17 protein-coding genes and 1 other annotated feature are annotated in these 16,454 nt (G+C 38.9%); all 17 genes read right to left on the bottom strand.

Going from position 1 to position 16,454, the window contains the following annotated elements; all coding sequences use genetic code 11:
• Positions 1-34 precede the first annotated feature (34 nt).
• Positions 35-316 carry a hypothetical protein gene (locus AC6CHJ_RS05075; protein ID WP_147193884.1) on the bottom strand — a complete coding sequence of 94 codons (282 nt, stop codon included), beginning with the start codon at positions 314-316 and terminating at the stop codon, positions 35-37.
• Between the two features lie 207 nt (positions 317-523).
• Positions 524-1,000 carry a transcription elongation factor GreA gene (gene greA, locus AC6CHJ_RS05070; RefSeq protein ID WP_066786206.1) on the bottom strand — a complete coding sequence of 159 codons (477 nt, stop codon included), beginning with the start codon at positions 998-1,000 and terminating at the stop codon, positions 524-526.
• A gap of 115 nt (positions 1,001-1,115) precedes the next feature.
• Entirely contained in the window at positions 1,116-1,754 is a 639-nt protein-coding gene (gene udk, locus AC6CHJ_RS05065; protein WP_147193886.1) for a uridine kinase, read from the bottom strand.
• Positions 1,755-3,029: a peptidase U32 family protein gene (locus AC6CHJ_RS05060; protein ID WP_147193887.1), complete on the bottom strand. Its 1,275-nt coding sequence runs from the start codon at positions 3,027-3,029 to the stop codon at positions 1,755-1,757.
• A 17-nt stretch (positions 3,030-3,046) separates the two neighbouring features.
• Positions 3,047-3,976 carry a peptidase U32 family protein gene (locus AC6CHJ_RS05055; protein ID WP_147193889.1) on the bottom strand — a complete coding sequence of 310 codons (930 nt, stop codon included), beginning with the start codon at positions 3,974-3,976 and terminating at the stop codon, positions 3,047-3,049.
• 5 nt (positions 3,977-3,981) lie between these two features.
• On the bottom strand, positions 3,982-4,614 hold the full coding sequence (locus tag AC6CHJ_RS05050) for an O-methyltransferase (RefSeq protein ID WP_147193890.1): 633 nt from the start codon (positions 4,612-4,614) through the stop codon (positions 3,982-3,984).
• Between the two features lie 135 nt (positions 4,615-4,749).
• The gene (gene mltG, locus AC6CHJ_RS05045) at positions 4,750-5,865 is read right to left on the bottom strand and encodes an endolytic transglycosylase MltG (protein ID WP_249775767.1); all 1,116 of its coding nucleotides are present in this window, start codon (positions 5,863-5,865) and stop codon (positions 4,750-4,752) included.
• A gap of 78 nt (positions 5,866-5,943) precedes the next feature.
• A complete protein-coding gene (locus AC6CHJ_RS05040; protein ID WP_066786187.1) occupies positions 5,944-6,237 on the bottom strand; it encodes a DUF1292 domain-containing protein in 294 nt (97 codons plus the stop codon).
• A gap of 124 nt (positions 6,238-6,361) precedes the next feature.
• The gene (locus AC6CHJ_RS05035) at positions 6,362-6,649 is read right to left on the bottom strand and encodes a DUF1292 domain-containing protein (RefSeq protein ID WP_147193893.1); all 288 of its coding nucleotides are present in this window, start codon (positions 6,647-6,649) and stop codon (positions 6,362-6,364) included.
• A gap of 9 nt (positions 6,650-6,658) precedes the next feature.
• Positions 6,659-7,078 carry a Holliday junction resolvase RuvX gene (gene ruvX / locus AC6CHJ_RS05030; RefSeq protein ID WP_147195078.1) on the bottom strand — a complete coding sequence of 140 codons (420 nt, stop codon included), beginning with the start codon at positions 7,076-7,078 and terminating at the stop codon, positions 6,659-6,661.
• Positions 7,079-7,080: 2 nt separating this feature from the next.
• A complete protein-coding gene (locus AC6CHJ_RS05025; RefSeq protein WP_147193895.1) occupies positions 7,081-7,347 on the bottom strand; it encodes an IreB family regulatory phosphoprotein in 267 nt (88 codons plus the stop codon).
• Positions 7,348-7,420: 73 nt separating this feature from the next.
• Positions 7,421-10,084 carry an alanine--tRNA ligase gene (gene alaS, locus AC6CHJ_RS05020; protein WP_498287497.1) on the bottom strand — a complete coding sequence of 888 codons (2,664 nt, stop codon included), beginning with the start codon at positions 10,082-10,084 and terminating at the stop codon, positions 7,421-7,423.
• A 43-nt stretch (positions 10,085-10,127) separates the two neighbouring features.
• Positions 10,128-10,333, bottom strand: a binding site (T-box leader).
• A 67-nt stretch (positions 10,334-10,400) separates the two neighbouring features.
• Positions 10,401-12,857 (bottom strand): SF1B family DNA helicase RecD2, encoded by a 2,457-nt coding sequence (recD2, locus tag AC6CHJ_RS05015; protein WP_498287495.1) that lies wholly within the window; start codon positions 12,855-12,857, stop codon positions 10,401-10,403.
• Between the two features lie 20 nt (positions 12,858-12,877).
• The gene (locus AC6CHJ_RS05010) at positions 12,878-13,537 is read right to left on the bottom strand and encodes a tetratricopeptide repeat protein (protein ID WP_249775764.1); all 660 of its coding nucleotides are present in this window, start codon (positions 13,535-13,537) and stop codon (positions 12,878-12,880) included.
• 13 nt (positions 13,538-13,550) lie between these two features.
• Positions 13,551-14,672, bottom strand: a complete 1,122-nt coding sequence (gene mnmA, locus AC6CHJ_RS05005; RefSeq protein WP_498287493.1) for a tRNA 2-thiouridine(34) synthase MnmA — start codon at positions 14,670-14,672, stop codon at positions 13,551-13,553.
• A gap of 19 nt (positions 14,673-14,691) precedes the next feature.
• Complete coding sequence (locus AC6CHJ_RS05000) at positions 14,692-15,834, bottom strand: cysteine desulfurase family protein (RefSeq protein WP_498287492.1); 1,143 nt, start codon at positions 15,832-15,834, stop codon at positions 14,692-14,694.
• Between the two features lie 153 nt (positions 15,835-15,987).
• Entirely contained in the window at positions 15,988-16,407 is a 420-nt protein-coding gene (gene cymR, locus AC6CHJ_RS04995) for a cysteine metabolism transcriptional regulator CymR (RefSeq protein ID WP_066786159.1), read from the bottom strand.
• Positions 16,408-16,454 lie beyond the last annotated feature (47 nt).

The raw sequence follows: 16,454 nt of genomic DNA, 5'->3' as shown, positions 1-16,454 counted from the left end.
CTTGTCTATCATAGCATAAAAACAGAATACGCTTCTAGCTTTGCGAGTATACATGAAAAGCATTCCAGGTAGCCCCAAAGCATATAAAATAAGGATTAAAGTCGTATTCATTTCTTTTACAAGTAACCGCAGACCCAATAACATGCTTTTTAATTGTTACTGTCGTTTGATTTCCGTAGTTTTCAAAACAATCAGCTATAATTAATTGATTCGTATGGTACTGATATTTAATAATAATCATGAGTGATATACCCAAAGTTAAAATACCAACGCTACCGAAAATCGCGATTGACTTTTTCTTTTTAGATGTTTTCAATTAAATCTCTCTTTCTTTCGTTTCATAATTCAGAATATAATATATTTTATTTTTCCTTTTTTTCAACCATTTAATAATGGCTGATACGTTTACTTAATCTATTTATAACAAAAACCTCATTTGTTGAATACAATAATTTCCGTTTAATTGCGTTTCATAAAAAAAGAAGACAATACAAACGATTGTCTTCTTTAAAGGTTTTACATTTTATTTAATAGAAATAATCTCGACATCCATGTCTCCACCAGGTGTATTGACTTTTACACGGTCTCCCACTTTATTGCCAAGTAGGGCTTTAGCGATTGGCGAATCATTTGAAATACGACCCTCGAAAGGATCTGCTTCTGCTGAACCTACGATTGTGTAAGTTTCTTCGTCGTCTTCCTCTAAGTCCTTGAATGTTACTGTACGGCCAATTGTTACGATATCAGATGTACTCGCGCCTTCTTCGATAATCATGGCATTACGAATCATTGTTTGCAAAAGCGAAATACGGCCTTCTACAAAGCCTTGTTCGTCCTTCGCAGCATCATACTCGGAGTTCTCCGATAAGTCACCAAAACCACGCGCTGTTTTGATGCGTTCAACAACTTCTTTACGTTTAGTTGAAATTAAGAATTCTAATTCTTCTTCTAGTTTTTGCTTACCCGCTGCAGTCATTGGGTATTGTTTTTCTGCTGCCATTTTATTCACTCCTCGATTGCTTCTTCATCATCTTAATAAAAATACTATGTCGCTACTCGTTAAAGCATGCGACATAGTTTCTAACAAGAATATTTACTAATCATTTACAATGATATTACACAATACTATTTGTTTCAAGAATTGTTTTTATTTTTGTAACCATTAAATCAATTGCCACTTCATTTTGGCCGCCTTCTGGAATAATAATATCTGCATAACGCTTAGTTGGCTCAATAAATTGATTATGCATCGGACGAACAACAGAAAGATATTGCTCAATGACAGAATCCATTGAACGACCACGCTCATTGATATCGCGTAAAATACGGCGAATAATCCGCAAGTCTGCATCCGTATCCACAAATAATTTAATGTCCATCAATTCACGCAAGCGCGGATCAAAAAGTACCAAAATTCCTTCAAGAATGATAACATCTTGTGGATCAATATGAATGGTTTCTTTTGAACGTGTATGTAGTGCATAATCATACACTGGTTTTTCAATGGATTTTCTTTCTAATAAACGCTTTACATCACTAATTAATAAATCCGTATCAAATGCATCCGGATGATCATAATTCGTTTCTAGTCGTTGATCAAATTCCAAATGGCTTTGATCTTTATAATAAAAGTCTTGCTCAATCACTACTACTGAATGTTCTTTAAATACATCATGGATGGCATGTGTCACACTTGTTTTGCCAGACCCAGAACCTCCAGCGATGCCAATCACAACTGGACGTTGTTTTTCCATCTACCGCATCTCCTTGCGCATCATATTCATTGGATACAGCTTCTCAGCACATTTGAAACGAACGATTTGCAATGGATGTCTAGCAGCATCAAGTGCTTGTCCATCTTCATCCCATACTTCGTCAATGACAACTTTAAAGTTTTCAATTTCAGGCCCGAAAAACTCTACTTCGTCGCCAGGTTTAAAGTAATTACGTTGCTGTAATGTAACCATTTGTGTTTCTTCATTGTAATCTAAGACCATGCCAACAAAATCAAATTTCGTTTGCTTGCCATGTTCACCGAACATTTGTTGTTCATATCCAGGTTGTCCTTCAAAGAAAGAAGAAGCTGTTTCACGGTTTGCACATTTATCTAGCTCTTCAAGCCATTCAAGTTTAATTTTGAAATTATCAGGATCTGCACAATATGCGTCGATTACTTTACGATAGACACTGACTACAGTAGCTATATAGTGAATCGATTTCATACGACCTTCAACTTTTAAAGAGTCAATGCCTAAGTCAATAATTTTTGGAATAGATTCGATAAGCTTCAAATCTTTCGGGCTCATTGCAAAGGCTTCGTTGCCTTCTTCAAATAAAGGCTTTTCTTCACCATCTTCTACTGCATATAAATCATAATCCCATCGACATGATTGGCAACAACCCCCACGATTAGAATCACGCGCAGTCATATGGTTAGATAAAACACAACGACCAGAATAAGCAATACACATTGCGCCATGAACAAATGACTCAATTTCAATATCCACTTTTTCTTTCATTAGTTTGATCTCTTCTGCACTTGTTTCACGTGCTAACACGACACGCTCTAATCCTTCTTCTTTCCAATACTGAACAGCTTTCCAGTTGGAAAGGGATTGTTGCGTACTTAGATGGATTTCTAATTTTGGTGCAACAATTTTACATGTCTCAATAATTAATGGATCGGCTACAATAATACCTGCTACTCCTGCGCCTTCCAGTGCTTTTAGATATTCATCAAGTCCATCCATATTATCATTGTGAGCAAAAATATTCGTCGTCACATAGATTCTGGCACCATATTTATTAGCAAATTCTACACCTTCGCGCATTTCATCGATTGAGAAATTTCCTGCGTTTGAACGAAGACCAAATTCTTGGCCGCCGATAAATACAGCGTCTGCACCATAGTGGACTGCAATTTTTAATTTTTCCAAGTTGCCTGCAGGTGCTAGCAATTCGGGTTTTTTAACGATGACTCTTTTGCCATCACGAATTTCGCTTATCGTATCGTCTTTTAATAATGTCACGGTTTTTTTCTCCTTTCCTAGTATACAGTTTCCTTGAAGAAGAAGCCTGTATCCAATGGACGCAACTCTGGTTGAATTTCTTCAATTTTTGCGAGTAGTTCTTCTTTTATATCGAAGTATGCATCAGGAGATTCAGTGTATGCATCAATTGCTTTGCGGTAACACTCTGTTACAGCGACCACATATTCTTCTGTATGCAAGACACCCTCAATTTTGAAAACGTCGATTTCAGCTTCAAATAATTCATCTAATTCATCAATAATACACATATCATTCGGACTGAAAATATGCGTACCGTTTAAATCCTCGTATATTGGATATTTGCTGTTTCGTTCTGGATCATGCAAGAACATATTGCGATTGTTTTTCCGGTTTTCAACTTCCATTGCTTTGCCTTCATACAGGAAGTAATGGCCAAGCAGTGGTCGTTTCGACTGGAACATACATGTCATTCCGTGCACTTGGACTTCGATTTCGATTTCGGCATTTTCTTTAATTTCAACAATTTCATCCATGCTTAATTCACGAGCAAGGACAGCCCTTGTTGCACCGCGTTTGCCCCAATAATTAGCTTGGAACCAGTTCGTTGCAATTGTTTCTGGGTTCCAATGTAATGGGATGTTAACGTCTGCTTCACGTCTAGCAATGATGACTGATGGATCGCCAAAAACGATGCCATCCACACCTATTTCTGATAATGCTTTCATATAAGGTGCTAGTGCATCCACCCGATCATTATGGAAGATAGCATTCATCGCAACGTATACTTTTTTTCCAGCATTGTGAATGATTGCAGTAGCTTCACGTACTTCTTCAATAGTAAATTCTCCTGCTAATCGTAAACCAAATTGCTGTTCACCTATTAAAAAGGCATCTGCACCTGCTTCAATAAGCGCTTTAATATGTGAAAGCGATTGTGGAGTTACAAGTAATTCAGGTTTTGTCATTATGGTCACCTCTTTATACAAATCAATAATCCATCACCAACTGGGAAGAATGTGGATTGATAATCTTCATTTTCTATCATCCAATCCGCAAATTGATGCAAATTACGAATCATCGTTCTTTTCCGCCTAGGTACCTCTGAAAGATCCAGATCGGAAAGGCCGTGCATATACATATTATCGATATATATAATACCGCCTTGTTTTATAAGCGGACTATACTTTTCAAAGAACTTTTGATATTGCCCTTTTGCAGCATCGATAAAAATAGCATCAAATGCTGAGTGATGATTTTCTATATCTACTTCTAATGCATCGCCTGAGATGATTTCCACTTGCTCAGCAACAGAAGATTTCGAAAGGAAATGTTTAGCTTGCTGTACACGGTTTTCATCTCGTTCAATTGACACTATTTTTGTTTCGGGCAATGCCTCAGCCATACGAATGGCAGAGTAGCCAATTGCAGTGCCAATTTCTAATATACTTTTAGGTTGTTGGATTCGGAGCATTTGCAGCAATAATTCAATTGCTGGCAGTTGCATAATAGGCACAAAGTTTTCTTTTGCGAATTGTTCCATCTCAGTAAGCAATGGATTTCGTGGTTTTATAAAGGACATTGTATATGCATCCGAAATAGCCATACAATTCCCTCCTTATTTTTTCAAAAATACACTTTATCTTATCACAAAAATAGAAGAAAAGCGAGAGCCGCTCTTCTCCTATCTTAGTTATTCAAACCTAATTTCAATAAATCGGTTCAGCATCTTTTTCCTAGTTTACTTTATATATTTCTCAACTTTACCTAAATGTTCATCATACGTTTTAGAGAAATGATTGTTACCGTTTTTGTCTGACACAAAGTATAGGTATTCTGTTGTTGCTGGATTTATTGCAGCCTCAAGTGATTCCTTACCTGCGTTTGAAATAGGGCCTGGTGGCAATCCCTTAATCTTATACGTATTGTATGGATTTTTCACTTCTAAATCTTTATAAAGGACCCGGGATTTATGCTCTCCTAATGCATAAAGAACAGTAGGGTCGGTTTGAAGTGGCATTTTGCTTTCTAAACGATTATAAAAGACACTAGCAATCGTTTCACGGTCGGTTTTGGCTGTTGCTTCTTTCTCCAAAAGGGAAGCAAATGTTAAAAATTTATGAACAGATAAATGTTTTTGCTTCAATTGGCCAGAGTAATTAGTGATAACCTCATTGGTCTGTGCAATCATTGGCTCTATGATTTCCTGTAATGTCGGCTTCTCTTCGAAATACGGGTATGTTGAAGGGTATAGGTAGCCTTCAAGTGGATAGCGTATATCTTTTTGGTCAATTGCTTTTGTAACGGTACGTGGATACGCTTTTTTCATTTGTTTAATGAATTTCTTGCTATTCACGAGATCCATAAACTCTTTTTTCGAGTAGTTTGTACTTTTTTCAACTTTTTCTGCAATTTGGTCAAGAGTTAAACCTTCTGGGATTGTAATCGTAAAGATTGGCGTACGGTACACTTTCCCTGTTTTCAGACTTTTGATAATTTCATCGATCGTCATAGAAGAAGTCAGATTATAGGTACCCGCTTGAAATTCTGATTCATTTTTTACCTTTGTATAATACTTGAAGACTTTAGCATTTTTAATAATATTTTTATTCTCCAAGGTTTCGGAAATAGTATCAATCGATGAACCGATCGGGAGATTAACTTTGACTGTTTTAGTTGCATTTTCATCTACTGGCTTTAACGCATTATTTACATAAAAATACATACTTATCCCAAGAATCAGTGCAAGTGCAATAAATACTCCTGATGCAGCTAATACAATTTTACGTACAACCCTTTTTTCAGACTGCCGTTCTTTTATTTTATTGATCTGATCTTGGTTTTTCTTCTTTTCCACGTAGGTAATTCCTCCTTAACGGATGTTTGCTGCACAAAAAAGCGGAATGCTAGTTGCTCATTCCGCTTAGGCAAACAATTACTCTTCGCCAAATTCAGCGTCAAGAGTGTTTAAAACTTCTTCCACCATGTCCCATTCTTCATCAGTTTCAATAGGAACAAGTTCTCCGCCTTCACCATCTTCAGCTGGGACAACAGCAGATGCAAAGATTTCAACTTCTTCGCCTTCTGCAGCGCCTTCTTTATAATATAGTACATAGGAGCGGTCAAAATCCTCAGAGTCGAATGTATAAAGTACCGCGTATACTTGTTCGTTACCGAATTCATCTACTGCCACGATGTGCTCGTGATCATGTTCGTGTTCATGTGCCATTTAGGTCACCTCTTCTATATATTTTATGCTGTCTACTTCAGTAGCATCTTAAGTATTCCTTTTGTATTGGATAAATACATATTGCCGAGCATTTATTTTAAACTAAACTGCCAACTCTCTGCAATTATCCTTGTTCAATATCCTCATCCAACTCTTCAATAACAGATTCGATGTAATCCCACTCTTCATCTGTTTCGATTGGAGTAAGTTCACCGTCTGTTCCATTATCTGATGGTTCATAGGAGGATGCGAAGATCTCAACTGTGCCATCTTCGTCTTCTGAACCAATAATAGAGTAAAGTACATATGATTTGCCGAATTGTTCGGAATCAAATGTATGAAGCACTTCGCAAAGTTGCTCATTGCCTTCATCGTCTACAATTGTAATATGTCTTTCTTCAAATTCTTCCATAATTCCACCTCATAACTGTTTTCGGTCTAAGTATCCTTGGAGAATCATAACCGCCGCCATTTTATCAATGACTTTTTTTCGATTTTTGCGACGTACATCCGCTTCGATTAGCAAACGTTCCGCAGCCATTGTTGTCAATCTCTCGTCCCAAAGCGTTACTGGCTTAGAAAATGTATCTTCTAAAAGCTTTGCATAAGCCTGTGATGCCTCGCCTCTTGGTCCAACGGTATTGTTCATATTTTTGGGGAAACCTACAACAAATTCAGCAATGTCATACTCATTCACCAGCTCTTGGATTCTTTCAATGCCGAATTCATTATTTTCCTCATCAATTTTTACCGTTTCGATACCTTGGGCTGTCCAACCTAGCGCATCGCTAATTGCTACGCCAATCGTTTTGGAGCCAACATCTAAACCCATTATTCTCATCATTATGCCTCGTTATTCTTTTTAATATAGAACTTAACCAACTCTTCTAAAATTTCGTCACGTTCAAGTTTACGAATTTTGTTCCGTGCATCCTGATGACGAGGGATATAAGCAGGATCTCCTGATAATAGATAACCAACGATTTGATTGATAGGATTGTATCCTTTTTCTTCTAGCGCTGCATGTACTCGTTGCATGGTTTCTCTAACTTCTTGTTCCATCGATTCTTCAGGGAAATTAAATTTCATCGTCTGATCAAACTTACTCATGCAGGGCACCTCACTTTAAAATAGTAGAATAACGTCTTGTATCTATGTTAGTATACCCTATTCAACAAACCTTTTAAATAGATTTTACATAATTATACACGGAATCCAACGCTTCTTCCAATTTAGAAGCATCTTTTGCACCCGCCATCGCCATATCAGGACGGCCTCCGCCTTTGCCTCCGCAAATCTCTGCAACTTCTTTCACAATCTTGCCTGCGTGATAGTTTCCGTTTGCTAGATCTTTTGTTACCCCGGCAATCAGCATAACTTTACCTTCAGATGCTGCGCCTAAAACAATGACACTATGGTCCATTTTAGCTTTCAAATCATCCATTAGTTGGCGTAATTGATTGTTGTCTTTTGCTTCAACCTTTGTTGCCAGCACCGTTACTTCGCCGATTTTCTGTGCTGATGATAAGATAGTTGAAGCTTGTGCACCTGCTATTTTGGCAGATAATGACGCATTCTCGCGTTGTTGCTCTTTCAACTCTTGTTGAAGACTTTCCACACGTGCGACTAAGTCTTTCGGATTTGCTTTCAGCAAACTAGCAGCTTGTTCTAAAACATGCTGTTCTTCTTTCGTTGCTTGATATGCAGCTTTGCCTGTTACAGCTTCAATACGTCGAGTGCCTGCACCAATACCGCTTTCTGACATAATTTTAAAGAATCCAATTTCTGAAGAACGTTTAACATGGATACCACCGCATAGTTCAATAGAATAATCGGACACTTGTACTACGCGCACGACATCACCATATTTTTCACCAAATAAAGCCATTGCACCAATTTCTTTCGCTTCCGCAATTGGCATCTCCTGAATAACTACTGCGATGTCATCCCAGATTTTTTCGTTAACGATCTGCTCTATTTTTTCTAACTCTTCTTTAGTAACAGCGCCAAAGTGTGAGAAGTCAAAACGAAGACGGTCTGGTCCTACATATGAACCCGCTTGGCTTACATGATCGCCTAACACATCTTTTAGTGCGCGTTGCAATAGATGTGTTGCTGTATGGTTCTTCACAGTCAAGTTACGTTCTGTGCGATCAACTTGTGCAAATACATCTTCACCTACATGCATTTCGCCAGATTCAACAATAACTGTATGCAATGCTTGGCCATTTGGCGCTTTTTGGACATCTTTTACAAATGCATTGAATGAATCGTTGCTAATTGAACCATGGTCAGCAATTTGCCCACCCATTTCAGCATAGAAAGGTGTTTCAGCAAGAATAATTAGTGCTTCATTACCCTCTGAAGCTGTTTTTTCGATTTGTCCATTTACTACCATTGCCGCAATTGTTGTGTTTGTCTCAAGAGTTTCATAACCCACAAATGTGCTTGCCTCTGTTAGGTTTGCAAGTACTTCTGATTGGACATGCATAGAATCGACATCTTGGCGTGCATTACGAGCACGTTCACGTTGAACTTCCATTTCTGCTTCGAAACCTTCAACATCCACTGTCATGCCTACTTCTTCTGCATATTCCTCTGTCAATTCGACTGGGAAGCCGTAGGTATCATATAAACGGAATGCATCTGCTCCAGGAATGCTTGTTTGTCCGTTCGCTTTTTGGGCTTCTACCACTTCATTGAAGATAGAAAGGCCGTCATGTAATGTCTCATGGAATCTTTCTTCTTCGTTCTTAATAACGCGAGCGATAAATTCCGCTTTTTCTTTCACTTCTGGATAGAAGTCAGCCATGATCTCACCAACTGTTGGTACAAGTTGGTACATGAATGGTTTTTCGATACCTATTTGTTTTGCATATCGTACGGCACGGCGAAGTAAACGGCGAAGCACATAACCACGACCTTCATTTGAAGGTAATGCTCCATCACCAACTGCAAATGCCACTGTCCGGATGTGGTCTGCAATGACCTTGAATGGCGTGTTTATATCTTCCTCGCTGCCAAAGATTTCATTTAAATCGATTTCATTTGGGCGTTTGTATTTACGATTTGCAAATTCTTCAATTTTCTCGATAATTGGCATAAACAAATCTGTATCAAAGTTAGTTGGCACATCTTGAACAACTGAAGCCATACGTTCTAGGCCCATACCTGTATCAATGTTTTGTTTTGGCAGAGGTGTATATGTGCCATCTGGATTATGATTAAATTGAGAAAAAACAAGATTCCATATTTCTAGATAGCGCTCATTTTCACCGCCCGGATATAATTCTGGATCTTTTAGGTCGTTGCCGTATTTCTCTCCGCGATCGTAGAAAATTTCTGAGTTAGGGCCACTAGGACCTTCTCCAATATCCCAGAAGTTCCCTTCCAAACGAATTAGGCGTTCTTCTGGAATACCAACTTCGTCTTTCCAAATCGTATAGGCCTCATTATCTTCCGGATGTATGGTAATGGACAATTTTTCACCTTCAAAGCCCATCCATTTTGGATCTGTTAAGAACTCCCACGCATAGTGGATAGCTTCTTTTTTAAAGTAATCACCAATAGAGAAGTTCCCAAGCATTTCAAAGAATGTATGGTGGCGAGCTGTTTTGCCGACATTCTCAATATCATTCGTACGTATTGCTTTTTGTGCATTTGTAATACGTGGATTTTCAGGGATCACTGAGCCATCAAAATATTTTTTCAACGTTGCTACTCCGGAATTGATCCATAGTAATGACGCGTCATTAATTGGCACAAGCGGCATACTAGGTTCTTGTTTGTGTTTTTTCTCTTCAAAGAATTCGATAAACTTGCGACGAATTTCTGCTGATGTTTTCATTAATTTTCCTCCTTTTATATATAAAAAAACCCCCATCCACTGTAACAGGGACGAAGGTTTCTATTCGCGGTACCACCCTAATTATAATAGCTTTTGCTATTATCACTTAATTACCTTAACGCGGCACACGGTAGTTTTTGGCTACACTCAGGAATAGCTTTTCCAAATTGGGTAGTGAAGGTTCTCACAGCCTAGGAACCTCTTTCTGTACACGGACCAACAAGTACTTTTTTCCTTCAACGTATTGCAGTATTAGAGATCAATCTTGTTTAAATAGGATAACTCTTACTTATTTTAAGAAATGCTTTTACTTCTGTCAATTCTCATTATTCATAAAATCATAAGGGCTAATGCCCGCCATTCCAATCATTGGATGAATGCCTGAATAATTATCTAGCGTTAAAGCAACAGGTAACTTGTCCTCTACTGATTGTATTGCTTCTTTCTCAGTTGATTCCGTTTTTGTATCATTCTTTTCTTCTAGCGATTTGATTTCAGTTGTCTCATCCAATGATAAACGCTCTACAAGTGAGGTATGGCGTTTCATATCATCTGTTTTTTGAAAGCCATACACAAATGTGTCTGGCTCGCCACATAGAATAAGAAAATTTTTAGCTCTTGTAATACCTGTATATAGCAAATTTTTCCGAAGCATTTTGGAATAACCGCGGACTATTGGCATTATAACCATCGGAAACTCGCTTCCTTGCGATTTGTGAATGGAGCAGCAATACGCAAGCGTTACCTGATTTAGATCACTTTTTTGATACGTTACTTCAATGCCATCAAACGATACAACCATTAAATCCGTTTTTTCAATCGTTTCTTTTGCCTTCACAATTGAAATGACTTCACCCATATCGCCATTAAACACATTGTTATTTGGCTGATTAACAAGTTGTAGCACTTTATCGCCAATCCGGTAAATCGTATCACCAAAGGCAATCTCTTTTGTCTTTTGGTTTTTTTTGGGATTTAGTAATTCTTGTAGCATTTTGTTCATTGCATCAATGCCCGCATTGCCACGATACATTGGTGCGAGCACTTGGACGTCATGAATAGAAAAACCTTTATTAATAGCACTCTTGACCACTTGCCCTACAACGTCTGCAATTTGATCTTGGGTTGCACGTATAAATGAACGGTCACTTGTTTTCACCATCAAGTCTTGAGGGACAGTACCACGTTTCATTTCATGTGCCAACTGAATTATTGATGACCCTTCTGATTGCCTATAAACATCTGTTAACTCCACTGTTGGAATGGCTTTTGAGGCAAGCAGATCCTTTAAAACCTGTCCTGGACCTACCGGCGGAAGTTGGTCTTGGTCGCCTACAAATATTACTTGGCAGTCATCATTCAATGCCCTCAAAAGTTGATGTGCGAGCCATGTATCAACCATTGACATTTCATCGACTATAATAAGCCGCCCCATTACTTCTCGCTCCACATCTTCTTCCTTTTCTTGACCCGTGAAACCTAACAAGCGATGAATAGTCATTGCAGGCAGTTCCGTTGATTCGCTTAAGCGCTTGGCAGCTCTACCTGTAGGAGCCGCTAGAACGATTGGAAAGGCCTCTTCTTTCTCTGCATAATCTTTAGGGTTTAGCGAGAGCCCATGAAGTTCTGCATAGACATCCACTATTCCCCTGACAACTGTTGTTTTCCCCGTTCCGGGGCCCCCCGTTAAAATCATTACAGCTGAATTAATAGCCGTTTCAATTGCCTTTACTTGTGTATCTGCATATGTAACACCAAAGCGCTCTTCTGCTTCACCAATTACTTTCCTTATCTCAGAAGAAGGAAAAGATGAGTGCTCTTCGTTTTTTTGAGCTAGCTCTGTAATCTTTGAAGCAATGCCTATTTCAGAATAATAAAGAGACGGCAAATAAACTCTTGTTTCTTCACCGCAAACTTTGCCATTCTCGCCTAGTTCAATTATTGCTTGGGAAATATCATCGTATTCAATCGTGCATGACTGACTCGATTCAAGCATCGCCTTGGAAGCAGGCAAAATTTCTCTTGCATCTAAAAAAACATGCCCTTCTGATAATGAGGCAGTGTTTAACAAGTGAAGTATAGAGGCTTTGATGCGGTCGGGATGGTTGCCGGTGATTTGTAGCCTAGCGCCCAGTTCATCCGCTCGCTGAAAACCAATCCCCTCAATATCTTCAATGAGGCGGTACGGATTTTTTTGTAGTACTTGTAGTGTCTCACCTTCATACATTTGATAAATCTTCACAGCAATTTGAGCACCAAATCCCCATTCGTTCAATTGAATCATAATGCGGTCAAGCCCTAAATTTTGCTCAAGTACAGAGCGCAGTGTTTGTTTTTTATCTTCTGTTAAGCGTGGAACGTCATCCAACACATCAGGATTTTCAATGATGGTTTTAATAGCATCTGCACCTAGCTGTTGAACAATCGTTTCAGCTGTACGGTGGCCTATCCCCGGAAATAAATCGCTAGATAAATATTGCACGACACCTGTTTCAGTTGCTGGAATCTCTTTTTCAAAAGTGGCAGCTTGAAACTGCAGCCCATATTTAGGATGCTGTTTCAGCTGCCCTGTATAACGGTATAACGCTTCTTCTGAGACAGCAGGAAAATAGCCTGCGACAATAATCTCTTTTTCTTTATAATCCGTATTTGTTTCTTGGATTTTCAATTTAATAATCGAGAATAAGTTTTGTGCATTATGAAATATTGTGACGACAGGCCGGCCGACAATAAAAAGTGGTTCATCGGAAAATAAAGATAGATTTTCAGCCAACGCTGCCACCACCTTTCTTTTTAATCTTTTTTCATTGCAAGCATGTCATGAATGTAACGTGCTTGATCAAACTCTGGCTGCAAAGTAAAAGCTTGCTTTAAATGATACTGTGCATCTTCTATCTTATCGGTAGAAACAGCATACAGGACACCCAGATTATAATGGGCATCGGCATTGTTCCAATCTGTATCGATTACATACTTCAGTTCTTTTTCTGCTTCATTAAAAAGCTCCAAAGTAGCTAACATAATGCCATAAGAAAGCCTGATCTGTAAATCTTCCGGGGCTAGTTCTGCAGCTCTTTGCATATAAGGCAATCCGAGTTTCGGCTCGTCGATATGTTCAAAGCTTTTGCCAAGCATAAAATAAGCGTCTGCTCCTTGAATACCATGGCGGATAGAACGTTCATAAAGTTTTGCTGCTTCTGTATACCGTTCTGAATTGTAGTAAAGGTTTGCAAGGCCATAATAAGCAGTTGCCGCAGATTCATCCAATGAAATAGCTTTTTGGAAGAATCGCTCTGCTCGCTCGATATCATCAAGCGATGCAAGCAAATTTCCAAAGTTAATATAGCCAATTGTTTCATTTGGATTCTCTTCTATAGCTTGTGTAAAGGCTTTTGCGGCATCTTCATACCGTTTTTCTTGGATGGCTTTAATACCTAACTCATTTAAATCCATATTTTCACCTCTATTACCCTACATACGTTAGTTTTTTACTGTCTTTAAATACTTCGTCTATTGTAGCGCCACCTAAACATTCATCACCATCATAAAGTACAACAGATTGGCCAGGAGTGATAGCACGTGTTGGTTCGTTGAATGTTACGTACCATTCATCATCACCAGTGATTTCAACTGTCACCGGCACATCTTGTTGGCGATAGCGGAATTTCGCGGTCGCTTGGAATGTTTTCGGCATATCACGATGCGTCGTGAAGCCTGTTTTTACAGCTTTTAAGCTTGTTGAATAAAGCTTATCATTGTGGAAGCCTTGTCCCACTAATAATACGTTGCGTTTTAAATCTTTCCCCAGAACAAACCAAGGATCGCCGTCTCCACCAATCCCAAGGCCGTGACGTTGGCCGATTGTATAATACATAAGGCCGTCATGCTTGCCTATTACAGTGCCATCGAATGTTTCCATATTGCCAGGTTGTGCAGGTAAGTATTGACCTAGGAATTCTTTAAAGTTTCGTTCTCCAATAAAGCAAATACCAGTTGAATCTTTTTTCTTAGCTGTTGCAAGGCCCGCTTCTTCAGCAATTTCTCTAACGCGTGGTTTTTCAAGTTCACCAATCGGGAACATAACTTTTGAAAGTTGTTCTTGTGAAAGCTGGTTTAAGAAGTAAGTTTGATCTTTATTTTGATCAATGCCGCGAAGCATTCTTGTTTCGTTATCGCGTACTTCAACGCGTGCATAATGGCCTGTTGCTAAATAATCCGCACCTAGCTTTAATGCGTGTTCTAAGAATGCTTTAAATTTAATTTCTTTATTGCACATCACATCAGGATTCGGTGTACGTCCTGCTTTGTATTCTTCTAAAAAGTACGTAAATACTTTGTCCCAATATTGTTGTTCAAAATTGACTGCATAATATGGGATACCGATTTGATTACATACTTTAATAACATCTTCATAGTCTTCAGTCGCAGTACATACGCCTGAATCATCGGTATCATCCCAGTTTTTCATAAAAATACCGATAACATCATACCCTTGTTTTTTCAGTAGATAAGCTGCTACGGAAGAATCGACTCCTCCAGACATACCAACCACAACTCGGGTTTGTGAGGGGTCTTTCGTTGTATTCATATTGTTCACCTTTTTTCTATTATTTCGCTAATCGTTTTACAATCTCAATGGTCCGTTCTGCCGCTGTATCAATATCTTCTAGGTCTAATCCATAGCCGAAGCTATAACGAATCGAATTCCGAAGCTCATCTGCTTCGCTTCCATACATTGCAACAAGTACATGCGATGGATCAATGGAACCGGCCGTGCAAGCAGAGCCACTAGATGCTGCAATACCTGCCATATCCAAATTGACTAAGAATGATTCGACATCCATATTTTTAAAGCTAATATTCATAACATGTGGCAAGCAGTATTGCTCATTTCCGTTTATATGATAATCGATTTCCGCCTGATCTAATTTCTTTAAGAAGTGTTGGTGGAATTCTTTGTATGCTTGTTGTTTCTCTTCAAAATTCCTTTGCGCAATGGCTACAGCTTCAGCAAACCCAACAACCGCTGGAACATTTTCCGTTCCTGCTCTGCGCTTACGCTCTTGTTCTCCACCATAGATTAGTGGCTTTAGCTTTGTTTGATCGCGTTGATATAAGAATCCAATGCCTTTTGGACCGTTCAATTTGTGGGAAGATACTGAGAGCAAATCAACGTGCAAATCATTGACATCAATCGGTAGAATGCCAAACGCCTGTACCGCATCAGTATGGAATGTTGCACTATGCTTTTTCAACAACTCGCCGATTTCTTTAATAGGCTGTATAGTACCGACTTCATTATTTCCAAACATAATCGTTACTAAGATAGTATCATCGCGTAAGGCCTTTTTGACGTCTTCAAGAGAAACACGACCCGTTTCATCAACAGGCAAATAAGTTACCTCATATCCTTCTTTCTCCAGTTGTTGACATGTATGAAGAACTGCATGATGTTCTACTACAGTTGTGATAATATGGCGGCCTTCATTCTGTTTCGCATAAGCAGTGCCTGTAATAGCCAAATTGTCTGCTTCACTACCGCCGCCTGTCACTATAATCTCCTGGTCTTTCGCCCCAATGCTTTTAGCTAAAATATGTCGAGCGTCATCCAAGTGCTTTCTAGCAAAGCGGCCAATTCTATGAATGCTAGATGGATTGCCGTAAACTGATTCCATACTTTCTACCATTTTGGAAATCACTAGTGGATGCATGGGTGTTGTAGCCGCATGGTCAAGGTAAATTTCTTTCATCTTTAAAACTCCTTCTAAACCGGTTTAACGGGCAGTAAGATAGATTCCCCCGTACAAAATTGAGTTAAAAAACAAACAGTTAGAGGGGGTAACTGCCGTCAATACCCTCGCAGAACATCTAATTTCCATTGGTACTCTCTGAATAGATGCTGCTTATATATAAAACATATATCCTTTATCATCTGGCTCTTCTGTATAAGAAGCTAAATCTTCTAGGCTCGTTTTCTCTAAAACCTCTTTGACAGCGTCACGTACACGAAGCCATAACTGTCTTTGAGCGGGAGCTTCTTCCTCAATCCCTTCAACAGGCTGAATTGGGCCTTCTAACACTTTAATTACATCTGCCGAAGAAATCAAATGAGGAGGCTTGGAAAGCATATATCCTCCATATGCACCTCGAACACTCTTAACGAGACCCGAATTTCTTAGTGGTGAAACTAGTTGTTCTAAGTATGCTTCCGATAAATTATTCTGGGATGCGATTTGCCTAAGAGGAATGGGCCCTTGTCCATATTGTTTGGCAAGTTCGATCATAATGGTTAGCCCATATCGCCCTTTTGTTGATATTTTCATTTATACACCTCTATATTTAGCGAATTTGTCTATGCACAAGTATAGCA

This window comes from Rummeliibacillus sp. GQ308 (genome assembly GCF_059759115.1).
The sequence above is the reverse complement of the archived record's forward strand: the minus strand, read 5'-3'. Positions and strand labels throughout refer to the sequence as shown.

Coding starts and splice junctions, on each gene's coding strand:
- greA (WP_066786206.1), bottom strand. CDS start 1,000: ATGGCAGCAGAAAAACAATACCCAATGACTGCAGCGGGTAAGCAAAAA.
- udk (WP_147193886.1), bottom strand. CDS start 1,754: ATGGAAAAACAACGTCCAGTTGTGATTGGCATCGCTGGAGGTTCTGGG.
- AC6CHJ_RS05055 (WP_147193889.1), bottom strand. CDS start 3,976: ATGACAAAACCTGAATTACTTGTAACTCCACAATCGCTTTCACATATT.
- AC6CHJ_RS05050 (WP_147193890.1), bottom strand. CDS start 4,614: ATGGCTATTTCGGATGCATATACAATGTCCTTTATAAAACCACGAAAT.
- AC6CHJ_RS05040 (WP_066786187.1), bottom strand. CDS start 6,237: ATGGCACATGAACACGAACATGATCACGAGCACATCGTGGCAGTAGAT.
- AC6CHJ_RS05035 (WP_147193893.1), bottom strand. CDS start 6,649: ATGGAAGAATTTGAAGAAAGACATATTACAATTGTAGACGATGAAGGC.
- ruvX (WP_147195078.1), bottom strand. CDS start 7,078: ATGAGAATAATGGGTTTAGATGTTGGCTCCAAAACGATTGGCGTAGCA.
- AC6CHJ_RS05025 (WP_147193895.1), bottom strand. CDS start 7,347: ATGAGTAAGTTTGATCAGACGATGAAATTTAATTTCCCTGAAGAATCG.
- alaS (WP_498287497.1), bottom strand. CDS start 10,084: ATGAAAACATCAGCAGAAATTCGTCGCAAGTTTATCGAATTCTTTGAA.
- AC6CHJ_RS05010 (WP_249775764.1), bottom strand. CDS start 13,537: ATGGATTTAAATGAGTTAGGTATTAAAGCCATCCAAGAAAAACGGTAT.
- mnmA (WP_498287493.1), bottom strand. CDS start 14,672: ATGAATACAACGAAAGACCCCTCACAAACCCGAGTTGTGGTTGGTATG.
- AC6CHJ_RS05000 (WP_498287492.1), bottom strand. CDS start 15,834: ATGAAAGAAATTTACCTTGACCATGCGGCTACAACACCCATGCATCCA.
- cymR (WP_066786159.1), bottom strand. CDS start 16,407: ATGAAAATATCAACAAAAGGGCGATATGGGCTAACCATTATGATCGAA.